This is a genomic window from Fimbriimonas sp. LA-C6 (assembly GCF_055398105.1).
Genome location: NZ_AP038796.1, coordinates 661,304 through 683,473 on the forward strand (window position 1 = coordinate 661,304; position 22,170 = coordinate 683,473).

The window sequence follows — 22,170 nt, forward strand, 5'->3', positions numbered from 1 at the left end:
TTAGATCACCGACAGGCGGTGCAGTTCGGATTCGAAGTTGGGGAAGCTGGTGGCGATGCTCTCGGCACCTTCGATGACGGTTTCGCCTTCTGCGATGAGGCCTGCGATGGCGAAGGTCATAGCGATTCGGTGGTCGTGATGGGCTTCGACCTTGGTGGCTTTCAGGTTGGTTGGGCCGGTGATGGTCATGCCGTCATCGGCTGTTTCTACGTTGGCGCCCATGGCTCGGAGGGCGGTGGCGACCATTTCGATGCGGTCGGTTTCTTTGACTCGCATTTCACGGGCATCTCGGATCACGGTGGTGCCTTCGCATTGGGTTGCTAGGACGGCGAGGACTGGGATTTCGTCGATGAGTCTTGGGACAAGGGGACCTTCGATCACGAACGGCCTCAGCTGCTTGGGTGCTCGGATTTCGAGGTCTGCTACGAGTTCGCCGAGTTCGAGGCGTTCGTTGCCGACTTCGAATGGGATGCCGCACTGCTTGAAGACATCGAGGATGCCGGTTCGGGTTGGGTTGACGTTGAGGTCTTCAACCACCAGGTGCGCTTCGGGGAGGATGGCGGCGGCGACCATGAAGAAGGCGGCGCTGCTGATGTCTGCTGGGACGGTGATTTCGAAGCCGCTGAGCTGGGTGGTGGGTTGGATTTGGACTCGGACTTTGCCTTCGACGTGCTCGGTGGTGAGGCTGGCTCCCATTGCGGTGAGCATTCGCTCTGTGTGGTCTCGGCTGAGGGAGGGTTCGGTAACGCTGGTGGGGCCGTCGGCTCTTAGGCCCGCAAGAAGGGTGCAGCTTTTGACCTGGGCGCTGGCTACTGGGCTGGTGTAGTCGAGGGCTTTGAGGTGCTCACTTCCGACGATGTGGAGGGGTGGAGTGTCGCCTTCGACGGTGGCTCCCATGAGTCGGAGTGGCTCGGCGATTCGCTTCATCGGGCGGCGGGAGAGGCTGGCGTCGCCGATCATGGTGACATCGAGATTGCGGCTTGCGACGAGGCCGCTGAGGAGGCGCATGGTGGTGCCGCTGTTGCCGCAGTCTAGGTTTGAGGTTGGCTGGGTCCAGTTGGCGATGGGTAGCAGTTTTGCCTCGGTTGGGCTAAGCCACTCGTGCTGGAGGCCCATCTGGTTGAGGCAGCGGAGGGTGGACTCGCAGTCCTCTCCTCGCAGGGGCATTTTGATGAGGCTGGGGCCGTTTGCAATCGCACCAAACATGTAGGAACGGTGGGTGAGCGACTTGTCGCTGGGTGGTCGTATGGTTCCTTGCAGTGTGCTGATTGAGTTTATTTTTAGGATCATCCTTTCTTCCTGCGAACGGGTTGGAGTTCTGGCTTGGGGTCTGGGGTCTGCTTGGCTTTTGCTTCTTTGGTTTCTTGCAGCAGTGCTCGCAAGCCTTCGCGGTCGTTCGCGTCAAATAGTTGCTTGAATTGGTCGAGGCGTGTGGTTAGGTCGGTGAGGATCTTGGATAGCTCGGCCCGATTGCCCATGAGGATCTGGGTCCAGAGGTCGGGATCGACTCCTCCGACACGGGTTTGGTCTCGCCAACTGCCTGCGCCTACATCGGTTCGCTCCAGTTCCGAGCCCATGAGCACTGCGGCGGCTGCGAGCACGTGGGGCATGTGGCTCAGGACTCCAATGTGACGATCGTGCATGGAGGCGTCGATGGGGACTGGGTGGGCGCCCATTGCGATCACGAGCTCTTCGACCTTGCGGATGTTGGCGGGAGTGTTGCCTGGGATGGGGGTGAGGATCCAGCGGGCCGATTTGAACATCCAGGCGCTGGCGTAGGCGGCTCCGCCTTTTTCATGGCCTGCCATGGGGTGGCCGGGGATGAAGTTGGTGAGGTTCCTCTGGCTGGCCCAGTCTGCGATTTCGCTTTTGACGCTGGTGCAGTCGGTGATGACCGTGTCTTGGCTGACCAGCGGGGTGAGCTTGTCGAGCGTATCGAAGACGTGGAGCGGGGGGACGGCTACGAAGATGACCTCACACTGGGCGATCTCTTCAAGTGTTGCGAATCGATCGACACAGCCGCGACTGAGCGCGACTTTTTGTGATTCTGGGTTCGGGTCGTAGCCGAGGATGGTTCGGGAAGGCTCGCGAAGGGCGAGTCCGACGCTGCCACCGATGAGACCCAGGCCGATGATTCCGATTTTCATCGACTCTCCTGCCGCGCTGTTGAGGGCTTCAGAAGAGTGATGTTTGGCGGCATGGGTCTTAGATGATATCCTTCCGGCTACTTAACTAGCTTGTGCAAACGCTCCTTTGCTTGCTTTTGGAGTTCTCCGTACTTGCCGAAGTCGCCTGCCTTGAGGGCTGATTCGGCGTCGTCGAGCATTTTCAGGGCTGCGCGGACTTCGTCGATCTGGACGGTTTTCGGTCCGGTAGTCGCTTCGGGCTGGCGTGTGTTTTCGGTCTTGGGTGCGCCTGTACCGAACAGCATGTCGAGTGCTTGGGTGTAGGTGTCTGCGACTACAACACGATCATTCAATCCCAGTACGACTTTGGTGAGGCGCGGGACGGATTGGATACCGGAGGTGCTGCCTTGCAGGAAGAGGGTTTCCGAGTAGAGGAAGCTTTTGCCGATGGGGACCACCAGCAGGTTGCCGACGAGGATTTTGGACTGATCGTTGTTGAACTGCCGGTTGATGTTGCTGATCTCGGGTGTTGCTGAGAACTTGCCTTCGATCTGCTCTGGGCCAGCGATGGGCTTGCCTTGGTCGAGGCGGTAGAGCGTGAGCTTGCCGTAGCTTGCGGGGTCGCAGTGGGCCGCCATCCAGCCGATCATGTTGGGTTTGCCCACCGGGGTGAAGGGGATCATTTGGATGAAGCCCGCGTCTTTCTCGTCGGGCAGCTTCATCTGCATGTAGAACGGGCGGATGGGTTCCTTATTGCCGTTTCGTCCCCGCTGGGATGCCATTTCCCAGGCGTCGCCGTTGCTGAGGAATGTGGTTGGGTCGAGCACGTGGAACGAGGCTAGGAGGGAGCTTTGGACCTTGAGGATGTCCTCGGGGTATCGGAAGTGCTCTCGGAGTCCGGCTGGGATCTGGCTGGCGTCCTTTACCAGTTTGGGATAGATCGCTCGGTATGCCTTCAGAATCGGATCGTTGGGTTCGATGGCGTAGGCGTCGGTCTCTCCGGTGTACGCATCGATGGTGAGTTTGACGGTGTTGCGGATGTAGTTCAGTCTGCGATTCCCGCTTACTACATGGGTGCTGTACGGAATCATCTCGCTGGTGCTGTAACCGTCGAGGACCCAGAGGAGGTGTCCGTTGAGGACGACCAGGTATGGGTCTTTATCGAACTGCAAGAACGGGTAGATCTTTGATGCTCGAAGTTGGATGTTTCTTCGCACTAGCATTCGGCTGGTGGAAGAGATGTTGGGGCTGACCAGGAGATTGCCGTCGCCCAGGAGTGCACTGAACGCGAGGCGATTGAAGAACGTGAGCGGGATGCCGCGATCGCCTTTCCATTTGTGGGTGGCGCTGTTGTCCGCGGTTGGGTAGTCGACTTCTGGTTGGCCGGTATCGACGATGGCGTACTCGTCGCGGGCGTTGGAGAAGTAGATTCGTGGCTCGTCTATCTTGAGGCTTGGTGTCGACTTCTGGGGGATGTCGCTGGCTAGGAAGACGGGTTGGCCGTCGGGCGTCGATTGGTCGATTCTGGAGACGACGATGCCGTAGCCGTGGGTGTATCGGAGTCGCTGATTGGTCCAGTTTTGTGCGTTGTCGGCGAGGCCGGAGAGTTTGAGGTCTCGCACGCCAATCATGAGGACGGTGGTCTTGCCGTCGATTGGGTAGCGATCAATCCCAACGTCGTTGAACTGGTAGTACGGACGGATTCCCTGAAGGCCTTCTAGGGCAGTTACCAGAACATCTGGGTCCCATAGGCGCATGTTGCCGAGCGTTGCATCGCTTGCGGCTACCTCTTCTTTGGAAGGTTCAGCGGTTGGGGTGAGGTCTCTGACATCTACGGCTTCTAGCCCGTAAGCGAAGCGCGTCATTTTGATGGCTTGCTGGGCGAAGGGGGCTTCTTTGCTGAGTCGGTCTGGATCGACGCGGAAGCGCTGGATAAATGTGGGATAGGCGAAGACGCCTAAGATGTACCAGCTGACGAGTGCGGCGCCGCATCGGTTGATCATCTGGAATGGCTTCCCTACCCTGCCGTTCACGGCTACAACGATGGCTGAGAGGAAGAGGAGGATTGCAAAGATTCTCTGAGCGCCGAGTTCTTGCATGGCTGCGTAGCCGGCACCTGTGAACTGGGTGTTGTCGGAGAGTCCGACTTCGTAGAGCTTCAGCCAGGTTTGGATGCCGTAGACGAGCAGGAGGCCTGCAGTGAGCAGACTGATGTGAATTCGTACGTTGGGTCGGCTTAGTTCGACTTTTGCGAGCGAGGCGAGGAGTTGCATGCCTGCGTAGATGCCGACGGTTGCCAATGTGGTGAGGAAGAAGAGGCTCACACCGAAGTTGGCCAGAGCTCGGAACCAGGGCAGGGTGAAGACGAAGAACCCGAGGTCGATGCCAAATGTTGGATCGTTTACTCCGAACGTTTGGGCGTGTCGGGCCAGGAGCCATGTGTTCCACTCGCCGCTGAACTCGGCGGCGAAGCCAAGGGCAAGGAGAGGTGTGGCGATGAGGACGACTGTGGAGCCTTTGGCTTGCAAGAACGTCATGAGGTTGCTCACGAGTTGTTGTGGCTTGCTCTCTGGGGCTCTTAGAAAGACGAGACTACTGCCGAAGGCGCGTCGAAGGTTGAACGCGAGCATGATCCACGAGACCAGGAAGGCGACCGCAAAGATGAAACCGCGAGCTGTGTATGCGGTCTCAAATACTTCTGGGTGCCGGGCATCGTGGCTGAACCATTGGAAGTCGGTGTAGGGGGCAACAATGTTTGAGAGGAGTGTTAGGACCAGAATCAGTCCCAACACGATGGAGCCGGCTCGTATAACGCGACGAAGCTCCTTCTCTGAAATCACCGGCTGCGTTGGTGGAAAAGGATCTTGATCCATATGGGTTCTTGTTTCAGACTACCCCTCTTCTAAGTTGGGGTTTAGGCCGAGATGTGGCAAATGGTGGGCGCGGAGGTGGTCGATGACTCCTCTGGCGTGGTCGGCTCCTCCGCCTGGTTCGTGGGGGTAGTTGTGGTCGGAGAAGGTTTCGGCTTCGAGTTCTTCGGCCAGGTCGCCTGGGATTCGGTCGTCGAACTCGATTCCTGAAAGCGTGAGGATCGCGCTTACCCACATACGCGGAACCGTTGTGAGGTTGTATCCGCCGCCACCTAGGGCCACGATTGGGACGCCCATGTCTTGGATTGCTCTGACCGCACGCAGCCAGGACTGTTGGGTGTTGAGCAAGTGTCCGAGGGGGTCCAGATAGTGGGTGTCAGTGCCGAGTTGTAGCACGATGGCGTCCGTTTTGAAATTTGCGAGGGCTTCGGGGACGACGCTCTCGAAGGCGTGGATCCAGACGTCGGCGGTGGTTTTTGCTTTGAGGGGAATGTTGAGGCTGCTGTAGTGCGCGCCGGTTTCCTCCACGCCGCCTATTCCGGGCCAGAGGGTTCGGCCTTCTTCGTGGATGCTTACGGTGAGGACGGTGGGATCGTCGTACCAGATCCATTGGACGCCATCGCCGTGGTGGACATCGATATCGACATAGGTGACCCGTTGGAACTTCTCTTTGAGGATGTGGACGGCGATGGCTGGGTCGTCGAAGAGGCAGAAGCCGCTGGCTTTGGACCTTAGGGCGTGATGCAGTCCGCCTCCGATTCCGAAGGCTAGTGGTGCGCCGTCTCGGACTGCTTTGGCGGCTTGGATGGAGGCTCCGCAGTAGGCGAGGGAGGCTTGGTACATGCCTGCGAACGGTGGGTTGTCGCCGAAGAAGCCGTATTGGGATCTGAGTTCTAGGATGTCGTCTGAGCCATCTGTTTCCGACTGGCATGCTTGGTCGATGGTTTGGACCGCATCGATGTAGTCTTCTGCGTGGCAGCGGGCGAGGTCTTCGTGGGAGGCTAGGTCGGGCGTTAGTATTTCAACATCTGTCAGGCGTTGTAACAGCTTTAGCGCGCGGCGCAGACGCTCGGGCTTGAGGGGATGCTTGTCACCAAAGTTGTAGTTGAGTGTGCCTGGGTGATGGTAAAAGTGCGGGACCACACTTGGATTCTATCTTGGTATTGGGGGCTTGTAACGTTCATTGTCACAAGCCCTAGGAATCTGTTGGTTACGGCTTGGGATTGTTACCGACTGCGTACAGTCTGGCGTTGCTGATTGCGTAGACCATGCCGTCTGTTCCGATGAAGGTGGGGGTGTAGGCTTCTCCGATTCCTTCTGTGAGTCTCATCTTTTCGTAGATGTTGAAGGTCTTGAGGTCCCATCGATAGACGACTCCGTCTTCCGAGTTGAGGATGACGCTTTGGCCTTTGATATCGACGACGGCACTGTTGACGCACCACTCGCGAACGGCTGGTGAGGTGAGTGGATCTACCCCGTTGTCTGTGGTGAGACCTTTTATCGTCGCCACTTCGGTCATGGTTCGAATTCCTGAGACGGGTTCTACGCTTGAGTCGAACGGGTCGAGGAGGGCGATTTTGTTGACGCCATTTCCTGTGCCAAAGCCACGGTAGTTGTTGTACTTGGTGACGATGAGATACGGCGAGGTTCCCTTGTAGAGAGGGACGATGGAGGAGGGGACTACTGAGGCTGTGTCATCCCAGCCGAATGCGCCTGGGATCTTCTTTTGTGAGAGGTCGCCTGAAAAGTGGAGCATCCAGCCTCGGGCGTTGTTTGAGTTGGAGGAGTTGGCGTAGACACCGTAGTAAACGTCTCCGTCGGGGGCGATCATGGGGCAGGAGGTGCCGGCGTCGTCGATTAGGGCGTTGAGACTTGACTTGGGGTCTAGGAGGGGGGCTTTGGCGATTGGCTTGAGGGTTTGACCGTCTAGCTTGAGGAGATAGCCTCTTCCGAAACCACCGGTGCAGACGGTGATGTAGACGGCGTCGCCTGATGCTGTGACGGCTGGCGCGCAGTTCTGCTTGACCATTCCTGTGGCGGTGTCACCGGAGGCATCCGTTGCTGCGATCCACGTGGAGCCTTTGGGACCGACTCGGGCGATGCCTGATCGGAGGCCGATGCGGTTGGCGTGTAGGACCTGGAAGCCGAAGTAGATGTTACCGTCTGGGCCGGGGGTGAGGGGGGTGCAGATGCGGATCCAGTCGTTGTAGGACTGGGGAGACATGGCGTAGAGGTAGTCGCCGTAGAATGCTTTGACCTTGACTGGAGCGTCTGCTGCATCGACATTGCGGTAAGCGATTCGTCCGCCTGCCATGGGCCATATCGCTTGGCCCTTGGAGATGCAAGGTCCGAAGGACGGGGTCCAGCCGTGGGGTGGCATTACGTAGTCGCTGCTGGCTGTCCAGACTGTGGTTCCGTCTTTGCCTCGGACAGCGTTGATGGCGAAACCGGAGTCGACGTCTTGTTTTACTGGGACGACGACCGTGTTGGCTGAGCTCACGCAGGGGGTGCCGTAGTGTGTGAGGAGATCGTCTCCCGAGTAACGGGGGTTAAGATCGACGGGGGTGCTCCAAACGATGCGTTGGAGGCTCTGTGTGGGGGCACCTGTTTGAGCGACGTGCTGGCCATTTCCGGCATGGCTGAACCAGCCTAATTGGGGTGGAGTTGCACGTTGAACAGGGGTCAAAACCTGAGCAAGTTGAATGGCCAGCAGCAAAAGCATGATGCCCATCTTATCAGAGAGACCTCGATTTTTGGCAAGTATTTTGACGGGCTTGACGCCATGTTTTTGCAGCTGGTGATCTCACCGTTTACGCGTGTCATTTGGACGGGCTTCAGGTGAGTTCGGTAGACTTCGTGTTATGGCAAGCACCTTTGGGACACTCTTCCGTATTTCGACCTTTGGGGAGTCCCATGGAGTGGGTGTGGGAGTGGTGATTGATGGGTGCCCTCCCAGTGTTGAGATTTCTGTGGAGGAGATCCAGGCGGAGCTTGATCGACGCCGCCCTGGACAGTCGAAGATTACGACTCAGCGCAAGGAGGGCGACAAGATTGAGATCCTGTCGGGCGTGCTGGATGGGAAGACTTTGGGGACTCCGATTGCGCTGGTTGTTCGGAACGAGGATCAGCGGTCGCGAGACTATGACGAGATGAAGGACAAGTACCGTCCTTCGCACGCGGATTTTGCTTACGACCAGAAGTATGGGATTCGTGCTTGGTCGGGTGGCGGTCGGTCTTCGGCTCGTGAGACGATCGGACGAGTTGCTGCTGGGGCGGTGGCTAAGAAGGTTTTGGCTGGATTCGGGGTTGAGATTGTTGCTTACGTGGAGACGGTCCAGAGCATCGGGTCTGAGATTGATCCTGAGACGGTGACTCTGGAGCAGGTTGAGAGCAACATTGTGCGATGTCCGGATGCAGCGGCTGCCGAGAAGATGTTGGAGCTGATTGAGGCGACTCGGAAGGATGGGAACTCTGTTGGGGGCGTCGTTGGGTGTGTTGCTCGGGGCGTGCCTGCTGGGTGGGGCGAGCCGGTTTTTGACAAGCTCGAAGCGGATTTAGGCAAGGCTGTGCTTTCTTTGCCCGCATGTAAAGGTTTTGAGGTGGGGAGTGGGTTTGCGGGGACTTTGATTACGGGTCGGGAGCATAACGATGAGTTTTATGCTGATGATGCTAAGAAGGTGACCACACCAACCAACCGGAGCGGCGGGATTCAGGGTGGGATCTCGAACGGGATGCCTGTTACTTTGAGAGCCGCATTTAAGCCGGTGGCGACGATTATGAGCGAGCAGCATACGGTGACTACCGAGCACGAGAATACGACGCTCTCTGGCAAGGGGCGTCATGATCCGTGTGTGCTTCCCAGGGCCGTTCCGATGGTTGAGGCTATGGTGGCGCTGGTGCTTGTGGACCACGCTTTGCGGCAGCGCGGACAGTGTGGATAGGACGGTATTGGGGCCGGTTTCTTTTGGGCCGCTCCCCAATTCTATGCCTATCGGCGGTATTATTCTCTGTCGCAGGAGCTCTAACTCCTGGTGATCCGTAGGTAACGAATTTATAAAGTAATGATCCTTTAACGGATCTTAACAATCGTGTCGTAGCCTACTGATGGCATGATCTGTGCAAAGATGACCCCTTCTGCCCCGGATATTTCTCAACCGAAGATTTCTGCCAAGGATCTGAACTTTTTCTATGGTTCATTCCAGGCTCTGAAGGGAATCTCGATCGACATTCCCGCGAATCGAGTGACGGCATTTATCGGCCCTTCTGGATGCGGTAAGTCGACCTTCTTGCGTTGCCTCAATCGGATGAATGACCTGATTGATGGCACCCGGATTGAAGGAACGGTGTCTTTGGACGGCCAAGACATCAACGGACCTGCTGTGGACCCGGTTGAGTTGCGCAAAGAGGTGGGGATGGTTTTCCAGAAGCCGAACCCTTTCCCGATGTCGATCTACGACAACATCACGTACGGTCCGAAGATTCACGGCATCAAGAAGAAGAGCGAGCTTGACCGGATTGTGGAAGAGTCGCTGAAGAAGGCAGCTCTTTGGGATGATGTGAAGGACAAGCTGAAGCAGAGTGGACTTTCGCTTTCGGGTGGTCAGCAGCAGAGGCTTTGCATTGCGCGAACCATGGCCGTGGAGCCCAAGATCATTTTGATGGACGAGCCATGTTCGGCTCTGGACCCGATTGCCACTTCGCGCATTGAGGATTTGATCTTCGAGCTTAAGAAGGATTACACGATCATCATCGTGACGCACAACATGCAGCAGGCTCAGCGAGCCAGCGACTTGACGGCGTTCTTCATGATGGGTCGGCTGGTGGAGTTCAACACCACGCAGAACATCTTCTTGTATCCTCAAAAGAAAGAGACCGAAGACTATATCTCCGGTCGCTTTGGTTGATGTTTAGGCGATTTTGAGGTGGGACTTCGGAGAGGTCTTGCGGTTACTGCTTGCCATCTCCATGATCTCTTTCGCCTCTTGTGCAAAGTGCGAGAGGTGCTCTACCTGTACTCCTACGCCTTGGATGCTGGTATTGAGTCGGTCAACCATTTCGGTCATCTCTGTAGCGGAGGCGCTCACTTGTTGTGTGGTCGCTGCATTCTCTTCTGTAATTGCTGCGATGTTCTCAATAGCACTTGTAGCCTCCTCAATCTCCTCACCTACTTTCACCAGTCCCTGACTGTTCATTTCAGCAACGCTGGTAGCGTTCGACATGGCACTGGCTAGTTCTTTATTCAGTTTGGTGGCGCGAGTGGCCGATTGGGCGATGCTCTTGAGGCATGCTGCGGCATCTCCTGTGACCGAAAATGCCTCATCAACATTGATGAGTGTGCTCTCCATCGCTGTGGAAGCTGAACGGCTCTCCTCTTGGATGGAGCCTATGAGTTTGGCGATTTCACCCGTTGCTTGCGAGGAGTTCTCAGCAAGCTTTCGTACTTCTTCGGCAACGACCGCAAAGCCACGTCCATGTTCTCCGGCACGTGCTGCTTCTATGGCAGCATTGAGTGCCAGCAAATTGGTCTGAGCTGCAATGGCATCAATGGTCATCACAATCTTTCCAATATCCCCGGAGCGGTTTTGCATCTCTTCGACATGGGCGGCTGTCATTTTGATCGCTTCTCGAAGGCCATCCATGGCAGCAATGCGTTTCTCGATGCTTTCCCAGGTTTGCGCTTGCTGGACAACCTCATTCACAATCGTTTCGACTTGTGTGGCACTATCTCCAGCCTGGGTAAGGGCAGCGAATTGTTTCTGTGAACCCTTGAACATCTCTTCGCTGCTTTCTTTGACGCGATTCATTGCAACTGCAGCCTGCTGGGCGACGTTAGCCTGTTCGGTACTGGCTTGAGCTATCTGGGTGACAGCGAAAAGGGTATCTGCAGTTGCTTGGCTTGCGTGGCTAGAGTCTTTTACCAGGCTATCTCCGTCGACCTGGAGTTTGTCCGCAATTTGCGTGATCCGGCCTTGGACTTTGTCTGCCAAGGCGAACTCGATGAAGGCTTCTAAAATGATTTCTTGATCGAGGTTGAGAGCCTTTTGGAATGAAGCGATTGCTTTGGCGGCTTTTACCGCGTTGAACCTGAAGCCTTGGGAAATGATGGGATAGATTGTCTCAATGTAAGCACTCATGGACGCAAAAAACCACAGGGGGGACAGATTGATGCGTGCATGTATCTCGCCAATGAGAAGGCGGCTTTCGAAGTACTGATCATCGAATCCTGCTCTGAACACCTCCGTAAAGTATCGTGGGTTTGTCGTTTTGAGCTTGTCGATCGAACTACCGGAATCGGTGATGATCGCCAGTGCTTCTGGATATTGGCCCAGGTGGTTGTAGAAGGCATCTACGATCTCGGGCATTTTAGGTTCGACAATCTTTTGCAGTTCTTTTAGGGCGGCCCGATCTGCCTCCGTGATTCGGAACATCGCAAGACGCCTGTTTTGTTCAACTTTATCCAGTCTAAATCGTTCAATTCTCATTAGTTTCTTTCCCTCTGTACAAAGTATTGGAGGGTTGTCTCACGATTGCCACGCGTCTTTCTTGTGCATAAAGCATCAAGAACACCCATATATGTACTTAGGTTTTAGATTGAAAAACAGGAGCCGCTCGGTAATCTGATGGAAAGACAATTTGATGCGAAGTTCGAATGAATATCAGCCGCTAGCGGCGCGCATGAGACCCTCTCGTTTTGAGCAGTTTGTGGGTCAGGAGCACCTTGTTGGGAGTGGGGCTGCGTTTCGCGTGCTTGCTGAGAACGATCGACTCGGTTCGGTGATTCTATGGGGCCCGCCGGGGGTTGGGAAGACGACTCTGGCCGAGCTTGTGGCGACGACTACTCAGGCTGCATTTCATCGGGTCAGTGCGGTTTCGGCTGGGGTGTCTGACCTTCGGAAGATTGCGGACGAAGCGAAGAAGCGACGGGTTGGGAGTGCGTTAGGGGCTGATTCGTTGTTTGCGGGGGCGGAGGAGGTTCGGCCAAACCGGACGATTCTGTTTATTGATGAGATCCACCGGTTCAGCAAAGCTCAGCAGGACGCGATCCTTCCTTTTGTAGAGGATGGGACTCTTACCCTGATTGGTGCGACGACTGAAAACCCATCGTTTGAGGTGAATGCGGCACTGCTTTCTCGGTCTCAGGTCTATGTGTTGAAGGCGCTGACCGATGAGAATATCCAGCAGGTTCTAGAAGAGGCATTAAACGACGCCGTTCGAGGACTGGGGGCGCAGGGGTTGAGTTTGGAGCCTGCCGCACTGTCGGCGATTGTGAACTTGTCCAATGGCGATGCGCGGTCGGCTCTGAATATGTTGGAGATGTCTGCTCAGGTTGCTGCATCCACGGATACGAAGTTGATCACGTTGGAACTCGTTGAGTCTGCGATTCAGCGTCGAACTGTTCAGTACGACAAATCGGGGGAGCAGCATTACGATCTGATCTCGGCTCTTCACAAATCTGTGAGAGGATCGGATGTGGATGCTTCTCTCTATTGGCTGGCGCGGATGTTGGAGGGTGGTGAGGACCCTATGTATCTGGCACGCCGGATTGTGCGGATGGCCACTGAGGATATTGGACTTGCCGATCCGCGTGCTTTGCCACTTTGTGTTGCTGCTCAGCAGGCGGTTCATTTTATTGGGATGCCGGAGGGCGGGCTTGCGTTGGCCGAGGCGGTTGCCTACTTGGCGGCTTCTCCCAAGAGTAATGCGGTTTATGTGGCGTTTAAGGCTGCTCAGAGAGATGTTCAGGCAACTAGGAACGATCCGGTGCCGTTGCACCTGCGCAATGCGCCGACCAAACTGATGAAAGAGTTGGATTATGGCTCGGGTTATCAGTACGCTCATGACTACGAAGGTGGGTTGGTTGGGCAACAAAACCTGCCGGATGCCCTAGCAGATCGGGCATACTATCATCCGACCAATCGTGGCTTCGAGGCAAATCTCATTGCCCGGATCGAACAGATTCGACAATTGAACCGTGACGCGTCTCGGTAGCGTCAATTCAAAGACCTTTGGTATTTCCTAGATAATAGGTCTTTAGACCCAGTAACATAGACTCAATGGACACGAACGCACGGTTGATCAGAGCAGTCCAGCACGCTACTCATAGGCTTGCAAGTAGCGGGAACTTCGACCTTCTGATGAAGGACGTGCTTCTGATTTGTGTTCAGGCAGTGGGTGCGGCTGGCGGAACTATCTATCTTCACGACTCCGTTGGGTCCCGACTGAAGTTTCAGCACGTGCTGCCAAGTGAGATTGCAGACAAGCTTCCTAGCAAAGATATTCCCGACAATTTTGGGCTGGCTGGCGAGGCTTTTCAGAAGCGGGCGATTGTTTGTCGTGAATTTGCTGAGAAGCCTCAGGCGGAATGGAGCTCTTTTGAGAAGGCCACTGGTGTGGGGTTGAGGAGCATTGTGGCTGCGCCGTTGATGATGCACGATGAAGACCCGATTGGGGTTGTGCAACTCATCAACAAGAACGAGGGCATTTTTAACGAGACGGACTGCGCGGTTTTGGATACGATTGCTTCCGTTGCGACGATGGCTTACTCGAACTACCGACTCACGGAGGAGAGCACGCGTGCTTCGACCTTGCTGGGTATGGGCAAGGTGAGCCATGACATTGGGAATCTTGCCGCGAGCCTGTACGCGACGATTAGCTACTGTGAACTGGCTGTAAATGGGCTGAAGCATGCTGTGGAAGACAAGCCTGTGGATGGCACGGTTCAGCACTACATCGATATTTTGGATCCGATGTCGGATGACCTTAAGGAGTCGGTGGACCGGATTGTAGGCTATTCGCGGTTGATCTCGGACATCTCTGGTGGCCGGGAGTTGCGGCCCAATATGCAGCTTTCTCCGATGGCTGCGACGATTCTTGGCAGTGCGATGTACTTGGAGATTGAGGCTCGTGCTAGCCATGTTGAGCTTAAGTACAGCATTGAGCAGGACGCACCGGCGACGATGCACGACGAGCTGTACATCTTCCGCATTGTGCAGAACCTAGTTGGGAACGCGATCAAGGCTGTTAAGGAGACCATCTCTGAGGACAACCAGGCACCGGACGAAGAAGACGAGGAGCCGACCTATTTTGGTGAGGTTGTGGTTTGTTACTGCTTTGATGGCGAGAACCACATCATTGAGGTTCGCGATACTGGGCCAGGTATGACCCAGGAAACGATTGAGCGCATTCTTTCTGGAAATGCGCGTTCGCAGTGGGATAAAGCCAGTGGGTCTGGCTGGGGCATGAAAATTGTATTGGAACTTACTGCCACTCATGGCGGCAAGCTCTCGATCAGCAGCCGATTGGGTCATGGCGCTACGTTCCGTGTGACACTTCCCCACGTACCTTCTTAGGCAGCGGGAACCATGTCCCTTTAAGCGAGGTTATTAATCTCGTCTGTCATAATCTTTAACCACCCCCCTCTTATGCCCAAGAAGACAACATCAACGCCTGCGCGTGTGGCAGGAACCATAGGATACGGACTCGTGCTTACCCTCGCCCTTCTCGGCGGGACCGCAGTTGGTTACATTCGGCAAGATGCGCTTCTTGGAAAGTTGCTGCACGACAAGATCTTTACTCCCAAACCTCCTCAAGAGGTTTTTGGTGGCAAGCAGAGCTTGACGTTGCTTGTGTTAGGGTGTGACGAGGACCGGTTCTTTAAGGGCACCCTCCTTCATGGCAGCAATGTGAAGAAGAAGTATTCGCGAAGCGACATGATTCTTATTGCGAAGCTGGACTTTGCCAATAACCGAATCACCGGTGTCTCTCTTCCCCGCGATACGGAATGCAAGTTGCCGGGCTTTTCTAAGCATAAGATCAACGCGTACCATGCGATCGCTAAGCCGGGTCACGAGGATGAGTTGGCTGAGAGGGCGATTGAGTATCTGTTGCCGGGTGTGGACATTGAGCGCGTGATTGTTCTTGACTTCGATGCGTTCCAGAAGCTGGTTGATATGACCGGCGGGATCGATGCGAATGTGAAGAAGAAGATGGACTACGACGACAATGCTGGTGAGCTTCACATTCACCTTAATCCGGGTCCGCAGCATATGAATGGCTACCAGGCGATGGGGTTTGTGCGGTTTCGGCATGATGGTGAGGGAGACTTTGCCCGCCAGGAGCGCCAGAAGCAGTTCCTCACGGCCTTTAAGGATTCTGTGTGGAAGAGCAAGTTTAAGATCTTGGAGATCGCCCAGCAGAGCCGCGAGGTGCTGAACAACGCTTTGACGGATGATGAGATTGCCTCTTTGATCGACTTCGGCACGAAGGTTCCTTCGGCGAATATCCAAATGGGGATGATTCCTGTGATTGAGCGCCCCGGTTCCACTTTCTTAAAACTCGACAAAGAGAAACTCCCTATAGTTTTGAAACAGTACAACCTGCTGGACGGAACACACCACCCAGCGACTTCAAACCCATGAGCGTAGACACCGAAGGATTTGATCCGACCGCCCCAGAAGGCGATGTTGCTGGACGTGGTCAGTATGTGACCAAACGAGACGTGAAGATTGTGGGCATTGGGCTCGTGGGCTTTCTCTTCTTGATGTCGCCGTTGTACTTCTACATGAAGGGGAATAGTGAGCGTTCACGGTGTGCGTCCAACATGAAGGCGATTATTCAAGCGCTGAACATGTACACCCTGGAGCACGACTCTCGGTATCCTCCGCTCGCGCGAACTGAGTCGGAGATCAGCAATGTGCCTAGCTTGGGTGAGACCGGTAAGGCTTACACGTGGGCTGCGGACATCGCTGGGTACATGAACACTCGTGCGACGTTCCAGTGTCCATCGGCCAAGGGTGATGAAGTGATGCTGGGCGAGGACCCTAAGACGCTGAAGGCGTCTCTTGCGACTTCCTATGGGATGTATCTTCCCTACGGCGGGTATCTTACTTCGCTGATTGAGTTTCCAGACCAGGCGATCATTGTTGCCGAGACCTCCAACCGAGGTGCCCGCGAGACATACGATCCGCTTCCCTTCACCAGCACCATGGCAGGGGCACAGAACTTGCCCGACGGATACGCGATTGGTTGGGACAACAGTAATGACGCGCCTGATAAGAAGACGAAGTCGGTGACTCGTCTGGCATTTCCCGGTTCTAAGTCTGGCAACTTTATGGCTGCAAACGGGGGGCGTCACTTTGGGGTGATCAACGCGCTTTCTGCCTCGGGTGAAAGGCGCATCTTGTCACCTACAGACGCGATGTTGATTGATCCTAAGGACCATTCACCAAACCTTGCGTGGCGAATTCCTGTGGGATACAAGAAAGCGAATCAGTAGTTGACCGTTGCTTCGATGGTGGCGAGTGCTGCGGACCATGCTTGGGCGGTGAGACACTTGGTGGTTTCGGAAACGTCGTGGATCTCTGAAAGGGTGCTTGCCAGGCGTGCTGCGATGCTTCCTATTTCAGCCTGATCTGACGGCCAGGTCTCGGGGTAGATTTCGTGGAGCTTTAGGTCGGCTCCTGGTTTCTTGTCGAGTGAGTCCAGCGTCTTTTGAATAGCCAGAAGGGCTGGCGTCTTGTGTTCCGCTGCGAGAGCTGCTGCCAGTTCCTCTGTTGTGACGCGCATTGCGGCTTTGGAACCCTCGAGGTCTTGGATTCCATTAGGGAGCCAGCGCGTGTAGCGCTCCGCAAATATGGTGGCACGATACTTCTTGTCTTCGTGATAGGCTCCGGTACGGAACTTCCATTCTGGGCGCCATATCTCCAGTCCGTGGTTCCCATCTGTCAGGATTCCCCATGCATGCTCTGCCTCCGTTTTCATGTCGAGTGGACAGTGCGCCATGACCATCTTAATGCTGACGACATCTTCGGAGCGCAAACGACGCATCCAGGCGGCGGTAGAGATTGCCACAGCTTCTATTCTTCGTAGGCACTCGCGTTCAAAAAGTATCTCGTAGAGCTGGTTGAACGTGGGATGGTGGCCCAGCATCTCGGTTGGACGCTCCTCGTTGGACTTCAAGAAAGCGTTCGTATGAGTGCAGAGGGCAATGGCTTGGAGGATATCTGGTCGCATCCTACAACAATTGTTGGGACGCAGTCTGTGAAGTTATAACCAGGTTTTAGAAGCGCAATTGATAGTCGAAACGAACCGTTAGGTTGTTTCGCAATTGATTGTCAGCGATGCTGTGCTCATAGCTAACGTTGCCCACGAACAGAGTGAACATCTGGTTGGGGCCAGGCTTCTGATCGAATTGGAGGTGGTAGCGGTGTACCAGCCGTCGCTTGACGTTGCCTTCGCTCTGCTCGATACCGTAGAACAGGGTGAGCGGGCTGCCCGACTTTTGGAATAGCTTGAGGTTCACGCCGCCCGTTGTGGACTTGCTGTTTGCCTGTTCGTTGATCAGTTCCTTCCAGCTTCCGCCGAACGTCATGTCCGGGTTGTTCTTGAAGTCGATCTTCCACTCGTTGGAGCGTGATGCTTGATAGATTGAGCCGAGGAAAGCGTCACCCTTGACTGCTTCAGGGTTTGTTTGAAGTAGGTTGGTTACTTCAACATTCTTCACTGGCTTTGCCGTGATGTTGAAGTCGCGAATCATCACCTGCTGGTCTGAAGGGAGTGTTCGGACCTTGTAGGCGATGGCAGCGCGGAGAGTCTTTTGTTCGCTGGCGTCGGTTTGCAGATTGAATGCCCGATCGATACCGCGATCACCATTGGGAGCGATCTGGCTCTTGTAGGCGAATGCGAATGTGTTTACTCCGAGCTTGCCGGAGATGCCCATGGCTCGGTTTTCTCGAAGCCACTTGCTGTAATCGGCTGCTGTGTCCAAACCGAAGTTCACTTTGATATCGGTGAGGAGTCCAAGTTTGAAGGGCTTTGCAGTGGTTACAGACACGTTGCTAAACGACTGAGTTCGCATGTCTGAGCCGGACTGCTGATCCCAGCGGTTGACACCGTAACCACCACCGACCATGAAACCGCCTAGGTTTCCGGCTTGGGCTGTGTTGATCTTGTCGGCGGCGGAGAGCGACTGGGCGTTTTGTCCGAGCGCCAACGTGCTGGTCATTGTGCCGTTGGTCTCACCCACGAGCTGGCGGGCGTAACCGTAGCTGAGCTTCAGTCCGTTGCCGAGGTCTACCCAGAAGCCTACGTTTCGGTGTGCTTCGTCCGACGTGTTTCCGGTTCGGTCGATCTTGGTATCGGTGAGGGACACACCGGCTCGCTTGCTGATCTCGGTGCTGACGGTGTTGGAGTTGATCTCTTCCTTCTGACCGTTTCCAAAGTCTGTGCGTGTCTGCTCTGTCTTGAGGCTCGTCTTGTCGGTGAGCTTTGTCTCAAATGCGAGGTATCGCTTGTGGTGGTCAGGGTCGGTAACGGTTCTGCCGTCGAAGCTGACAACCTCATCGATGTACTGCATCTTGCCGAACTTACCGAAGTCGCGGGTGAGCGACATTCTTTCGGTGGCGTTCGCAAAGAGCGTTCCGAGTGGGTCGGTGTTCTTGGTATCTGACTTGTAGAAAGAGAACTGAGTCTTCTTGTCTGGACTCCAGTCGATCTCGGTGTGTTGGTCGCGTCGAGCTTGTCCCAGAGCCTTACTCATGGCATCTTGAGAGAATAGTTTGACGCGGAGATTGGAGGAGACGGCCCAGTCAGCTTTTACGTCCTTCTCGCTGAACCCGATCATGTTGTTCAGGAGTTGGCTTTCGGAGTCGGTCATCTGTCCGACGTTTGCAAAGTTCGACCCAACCTTGCGTGAGTTGACTTCAAGTTGGAGGTTCTTGGTATTGATACCCAGGTTCGTACGAGTCGCCATTCCCTCGGCAGTGTTGGCCGACATCTGGCTGGCAACTAGCTTTTGGGACTTGCCTAGATCTGCGGTTAGAGAAAAGTCTGAGCGCGACAGTCCAGCGAGCGTTCCCACTCGGTTTCGCTCGAACTCCATCAATCTTGATGCGTCTGTAAATTGCTTGCTTAGATCTTGGCGACGAATACTCAGCTCGTACTTCTTGTTCTTGATGTCCAGCGTATCAACTTGACCAGAACCCGAAACGCCTTGAAGCTTCAGGGTGGAGAAGCGTGCCTCGAAGTCCTTGAATGGATTGAGAGTGAGACCCGTGAAGTCTCGCCTTAAGCCTGCATTGCTGAGGAATGCGTTTCGCTCCTCTGGCTTGATGGCAACGTTGGGGCCGTACATGGCCGCGATGTCTTTGACATGGGCATCGGCTTCGGCATCTTGCATGGCACGCATCGAACCAAAGTTCGACGTTGATCCGACTTCGACGTGCTGAAGACTCCAGGTCTTTCCTACGTAGCCTATGTTTTGGCTACTGAACTTACCGGTGAGGGCGTTTAGTTCGGAGGACTTGAAGGAAAAGTCGGTGGTCTTGCCGAGGAACTTGGAGTCGAAGCTGAGCCACTTCCTCTTGACGCCTACTTCTCTGCCCCAGTTTGCCTGTTCAGCACCGGTTAGGCTTGAGATTCGCCCGAAGTTGTTGGAGATCTCTTGAGTACCTGTTGCGAACTTGAAGAGGCCTGCATCCAGCCCGATTTCTCGTCGCTCAATCTTGGTGTGAGCAACGTCATCTGAGACTTCATTGGTGCTAAATGTTAGTTTCGAAGTCTTCTGGGCGAACTCCCCGGCGAAGTTCTCACGACTCATGCCCCGCTCTCTTGCGAGTTGTTCTCGGTCTGCTTCAGAAAGGTCTTTGAAGCGTTGGAAATTGTTGTCGACCTTTTGGCTGCTTGACGACAGTTTGAGGCCACCGGACTGCATGGCTAGAGTTCGCCACGTGACTCCGCCCGTGTTGTCGCCCACCGTCTTGTAGCCGTTCGAGAAGGACATGCCTCCGAACTTTAGGTCTTTAAGGCCGAGTGCTTTGCGGGTCAGTCCTCGTTCTGCGGTGAGGCGCGTAACATCTCCTTCGGCGTAGCCAGCCTGTCGAACGGCGCCGAAGTTAGAGAAGTTCTTGCTAACGTCCTGATAGTCCAGTTGGAGACTTCCGCCTGCAATGGCTGACTGGAAGTTCTGCACTAGAAACTGGCTGGTGCCGGTATCGGTGAGGGCATCGCCGTACTTGGCATCTCGATCCATTTGGAGTCCGGCTTTGTTTTCGGACTTCTTACGGTCGGCGTAGATGTAGAGACCTTTGAGGTTCGAGGACTCCCCGAACTTGAATGCGTTGTTCCAGCCGACGACGTTGCTGGTGAGTACGGAGCCATCTGCGGCACGCTCGGCAACGCCCAATCCCGTAAGGAAGTTGAAGGCACCGGGCAATAGTGAGTATTGGAACCCTGCAATCCCGGCCATATTGTTTGAGGCCGTGGACGTTGCTTTCGAGTCGTATCGGTAGGAGACGGTGAGCGAGTCCCCACGGCGCTGAGCGACCTTGAGATAGACCACACCCGTGGAGTAGTCCATGGCGTAGTCATCTGTCGGGATGAGAAGTCGTCCGTTCAGCTGGATTCGTTCTGAGCCTGGAATGACGTTTCCGAACCGGAGAGGAGCGCCTGGGCCGTCTGCTCTGAGGGAGATTACATCAAGGGTTGGGATGCCACCAAGCTCTTGCTTTGGAGTAGCTACCACCGTTACGGCTGGGGCTGTAGAAGGTACAGGTGCTTGTGCGTTCGCCGAAATTGGCGCCGCAACCACTACCCAAGCTCCTATAAGTCTTTGTCCTAGCCTTCCCATGGCACAGTGAACGTAAAATCCTCAAGCTAATCTTAGTCCAAAAACGGCTCTCCCTGGAGCCTTTTCTAGGGCTAAAGACCAAAAAACTGCAATTGTTAACCAATCACCGTTCTATTACTGGTTTCTGACGCACAGCCGTAGGCAAAGTTACGTAAATTACCGACTCTTTTTTTAGCTATGGATAGGCGACATGAAACGATACAGCTTGTGCTGACCCGAGAAGAGGTTCAGGAGCTTTTTTCAAGGTGTTTACGGAGTTTGGAAGAGGACAACGCGACCAGCGCGGTGTTGCTGAAGAAGATTGCTCAGGCAATTGAAGAGGGCGACACTGAACTGAAAGCCAGCTAGATGCGACAGTGTCGTCGTGCATCTAACTGACTGATCAATGAACCCTTAGAGCTTCACCCAAGTTCGGCTCTCGTGGCTTCGTTCCACGGCATCCAGAACCCTTTGGTTCTCAAACCCATCTACGAAATCTGGCTCAATTCGAGTCCCTGCTGCCATGTTGGTGAATGCATCGGCCACCAGGTTGATAAACGTGTGCTCGTAACCGATGATGTGTGCGACCGGCCAGAAATGCCCTGCGTATGGATGAACGCTGTCGGTTGTCTGGATCAGGCGGAAACCATGCTCCCCGGCTGCATCCTCGTTGTTGTAGTACTCCAACTCGTTCATGCGCTCTAAGTTGAACACCACTGAGCCCTTTGAGCCGTTGATTTCGAAGCGGTTGTAGTTCTTGCGTCCAATGGCGAAGCGCGAGGCCTCGAAGGTTCCAAGAGCTCCGTTTTTGAATCGCGCCAGGAACATTGCTGCGTCGTCCACCGTGACATCTCCCATTTTGTCGCTTGCTTTTGCGCCGAGGCGATCATCGATTTCACCTGCGAGTGGGCGTTGCTTGATGAAGGTGTGTAGGAGTCCGCAGACTTCGTCAAACTCTCCTACCAAGTATCGTCCCAGGTCGATGATGTGGGCGTTGATATCTCCGTGAGTGCCGGAGCCGGCGATCTCTTTTTGGAGTCGCCAAACGAGGGGGAAATTGGGGTCGGCGATCCAGTCTTGCAGGTAGGTGGCCCGCATGTGATAGATCGTGCCGAGCTTGCCTTCTTGGATCATCTGCTTTGCTAGGGCGACTGCAGGGACCTTTCGATAGTTGTGGAAGACTGCGTGGGCCACGCCTGCTTCTTGCACGGCTTTGAGCATGGCGTCGGCTTCTTCAAGCGTGTTTCCGATGGGCTTTTCGCAGAACACCGCTTTGCCTGCTTTGGCCGCTGCGATGGCGATTTCCGCGTGGGTATTTCCTGGGGTGGAGACGTCGATGACATCAATCTCTGGGTTGGCGACAACTTTGCGCCAGTCCGTTTCGACGTTGGCCCATCCGAACGATTTGGCAGCTGCGGTCACTGCTTGTTCGTTACGACCGCAAATCGTGTGCATACAGACTTCCACAGGGAGGTCGAAAAAATGCCCTACTTGGCGGTACGCGTTGCTATGGGCCTTGCCCATGAATTGATAACCGATGAGACCGACGTTGATCTTCTTTTTTGACATT

General features: G+C 55.0%; 16 protein-coding genes. 7 read left to right on the plus strand and 9 right to left on the minus strand.

What is annotated here, in order from left to right:
* From aroA to ACZ51B_RS03165, 5 genes are all read right to left on the minus strand, one after another.
* Positions 1-1,290: a 3-phosphoshikimate 1-carboxyvinyltransferase gene (gene aroA / locus ACZ51B_RS03145; RefSeq protein ID WP_464295778.1), complete on the minus strand. Its 1,290-nt coding sequence runs from the start codon at positions 1,288-1,290 to the stop codon at positions 1-3.
* Positions 1,287-2,147 (minus strand): prephenate dehydrogenase, encoded by an 861-nt coding sequence (locus ACZ51B_RS03150; RefSeq protein WP_464295779.1) that lies wholly within the window; start codon positions 2,145-2,147, stop codon positions 1,287-1,289. The genes aroA and ACZ51B_RS03150 overlap by 4 nt, the downstream gene beginning before the upstream one ends.
* 77 nt (positions 2,148-2,224) lie before the next feature.
* Entirely contained in the window at positions 2,225-4,999 is a 2,775-nt protein-coding gene (locus tag ACZ51B_RS03155) for a UPF0182 family protein (protein WP_464295780.1), read from the minus strand.
* Between the two features lie 18 nt (positions 5,000-5,017).
* Positions 5,018-6,139, minus strand: coding sequence for an arginase family protein (locus ACZ51B_RS03160; RefSeq protein WP_464295781.1), 1,122 nt, complete (start codon positions 6,137-6,139; stop codon positions 5,018-5,020).
* A gap of 67 nt (positions 6,140-6,206) precedes the next feature.
* Entirely contained in the window at positions 6,207-7,718 is a 1,512-nt protein-coding gene (locus tag ACZ51B_RS03165; protein WP_464295782.1) for a hypothetical protein, read from the minus strand.
* A gap of 139 nt (positions 7,719-7,857) precedes the next feature.
* On the opposite strand from ACZ51B_RS03165, the gene aroC reads away from it, so the two are divergent.
* On the plus strand, positions 7,858-8,937 hold the full coding sequence (gene aroC / locus ACZ51B_RS03170; protein WP_464295783.1) for a chorismate synthase: 1,080 nt from the start codon (positions 7,858-7,860) through the stop codon (positions 8,935-8,937).
* Between the two features lie 183 nt (positions 8,938-9,120).
* Positions 9,121-9,900, plus strand: coding sequence for a phosphate ABC transporter ATP-binding protein PstB (pstB, locus tag ACZ51B_RS03175; RefSeq protein ID WP_464297163.1), 780 nt, complete (start codon positions 9,121-9,123; stop codon positions 9,898-9,900).
* A 3-nt stretch (positions 9,901-9,903) separates the two neighbouring features.
* On the opposite strand, the gene ACZ51B_RS03180 is transcribed toward pstB, so the two are convergent.
* Positions 9,904-11,478 carry a methyl-accepting chemotaxis protein gene (locus ACZ51B_RS03180; RefSeq protein ID WP_464295784.1) on the minus strand — a complete coding sequence of 525 codons (1,575 nt, stop codon included), beginning with the start codon at positions 11,476-11,478 and terminating at the stop codon, positions 9,904-9,906.
* Positions 11,479-11,671: 193 nt separating this feature from the next.
* On the opposite strand from ACZ51B_RS03180, the gene ACZ51B_RS03185 reads away from it, so the two are divergent.
* The 4 genes from ACZ51B_RS03185 to ACZ51B_RS03200 all read left to right on the plus strand — a co-directional run bounded on the left by ACZ51B_RS03185 (position 11,672) and on the right by ACZ51B_RS03200 (position 16,271).
* On the plus strand, positions 11,672-12,985 hold the full coding sequence (locus ACZ51B_RS03185; RefSeq protein ID WP_464295785.1) for a replication-associated recombination protein A: 1,314 nt from the start codon (positions 11,672-11,674) through the stop codon (positions 12,983-12,985).
* A gap of 65 nt (positions 12,986-13,050) precedes the next feature.
* Positions 13,051-14,346, plus strand: a complete 1,296-nt coding sequence (locus tag ACZ51B_RS03190) for a GAF domain-containing sensor histidine kinase (RefSeq protein WP_464295786.1) — start codon at positions 13,051-13,053, stop codon at positions 14,344-14,346.
* Between the two features lie 72 nt (positions 14,347-14,418).
* Positions 14,419-15,414, plus strand: coding sequence for an LCP family protein (locus ACZ51B_RS03195; RefSeq protein ID WP_464295787.1), 996 nt, complete (start codon positions 14,419-14,421; stop codon positions 15,412-15,414).
* Positions 15,411-16,271: a hypothetical protein gene (locus tag ACZ51B_RS03200; protein ID WP_464295788.1), complete on the plus strand. Its 861-nt coding sequence runs from the start codon at positions 15,411-15,413 to the stop codon at positions 16,269-16,271. Before ACZ51B_RS03195 ends, ACZ51B_RS03200 begins: the two co-directional genes overlap by 4 nt.
* On the opposite strand, the gene ACZ51B_RS03205 is transcribed toward ACZ51B_RS03200, so the two are convergent.
* Positions 16,265-17,008: a hypothetical protein gene (locus ACZ51B_RS03205; protein WP_464295789.1), complete on the minus strand. Its 744-nt coding sequence runs from the start codon at positions 17,006-17,008 to the stop codon at positions 16,265-16,267. The two genes, ACZ51B_RS03200 and ACZ51B_RS03205, sit on opposite strands and share 7 nt — an antisense overlap.
* Positions 17,009-17,054: 46 nt before the next feature.
* On the minus strand, positions 17,055-20,582 hold the full coding sequence (locus tag ACZ51B_RS03210; protein WP_464295790.1) for a hypothetical protein: 3,528 nt from the start codon (positions 20,580-20,582) through the stop codon (positions 17,055-17,057).
* Between the two features lie 216 nt (positions 20,583-20,798).
* Between ACZ51B_RS03210 and ACZ51B_RS03215 the strand changes: the two genes are divergently transcribed.
* Complete coding sequence (locus ACZ51B_RS03215; protein WP_464295791.1) at positions 20,799-20,969, plus strand: hypothetical protein; 171 nt, start codon at positions 20,799-20,801, stop codon at positions 20,967-20,969.
* Between the two features lie 45 nt (positions 20,970-21,014).
* On the opposite strand, the gene ACZ51B_RS03220 is transcribed toward ACZ51B_RS03215, so the two are convergent.
* Positions 21,015-22,169: a Gfo/Idh/MocA family protein gene (locus tag ACZ51B_RS03220; protein ID WP_464295792.1), complete on the minus strand. Its 1,155-nt coding sequence runs from the start codon at positions 22,167-22,169 to the stop codon at positions 21,015-21,017.
* Between the last annotated feature and the right edge of the window lies 1 nt (position 22,170).

Excerpts from the sequence above, each read along its gene's own strand:
- aroA (WP_464295778.1), bottom strand. The coding sequence starts at position 1,290 with ATGATCCTAAAAATAAACTCAATCAGCACACTGCAAGGAACCATACGA.
- ACZ51B_RS03150 (WP_464295779.1), bottom strand. The coding sequence starts at position 2,147 with ATGAAAATCGGAATCATCGGCCTGGGTCTCATCGGTGGCAGCGTCGGA.
- ACZ51B_RS03155 (WP_464295780.1), bottom strand. The coding sequence starts at position 4,999 with ATGGATCAAGATCCTTTTCCACCAACGCAGCCGGTGATTTCAGAGAAG.
- ACZ51B_RS03165 (WP_464295782.1), bottom strand. The coding sequence starts at position 7,718 with ATGCTTTTGCTGCTGGCCATTCAACTTGCTCAGGTTTTGACCCCTGTT.
- aroC (WP_464295783.1), top strand. The coding sequence starts at position 7,858 with ATGGCAAGCACCTTTGGGACACTCTTCCGTATTTCGACCTTTGGGGAG.
- pstB (WP_464297163.1), top strand. The coding sequence starts at position 9,121 with ATGACCCCTTCTGCCCCGGATATTTCTCAACCGAAGATTTCTGCCAAG.
- ACZ51B_RS03180 (WP_464295784.1), bottom strand. The coding sequence starts at position 11,478 with ATGAGAATTGAACGATTTAGACTGGATAAAGTTGAACAAAACAGGCGT.
- ACZ51B_RS03185 (WP_464295785.1), top strand. The coding sequence starts at position 11,672 with ATGAGACCCTCTCGTTTTGAGCAGTTTGTGGGTCAGGAGCACCTTGTT.
- ACZ51B_RS03190 (WP_464295786.1), top strand. The coding sequence starts at position 13,051 with ATGGACACGAACGCACGGTTGATCAGAGCAGTCCAGCACGCTACTCAT.
- ACZ51B_RS03195 (WP_464295787.1), top strand. The coding sequence starts at position 14,419 with ATGCCCAAGAAGACAACATCAACGCCTGCGCGTGTGGCAGGAACCATA.
- ACZ51B_RS03200 (WP_464295788.1), top strand. The coding sequence starts at position 15,411 with ATGAGCGTAGACACCGAAGGATTTGATCCGACCGCCCCAGAAGGCGAT.
- ACZ51B_RS03205 (WP_464295789.1), bottom strand. The coding sequence starts at position 17,008 with ATGCGACCAGATATCCTCCAAGCCATTGCCCTCTGCACTCATACGAAC.
- ACZ51B_RS03215 (WP_464295791.1), top strand. The coding sequence starts at position 20,799 with ATGGATAGGCGACATGAAACGATACAGCTTGTGCTGACCCGAGAAGAG.
- ACZ51B_RS03220 (WP_464295792.1), bottom strand. The coding sequence starts at position 22,169 with ATGTCAAAAAAGAAGATCAACGTCGGTCTCATCGGTTATCAATTCATG.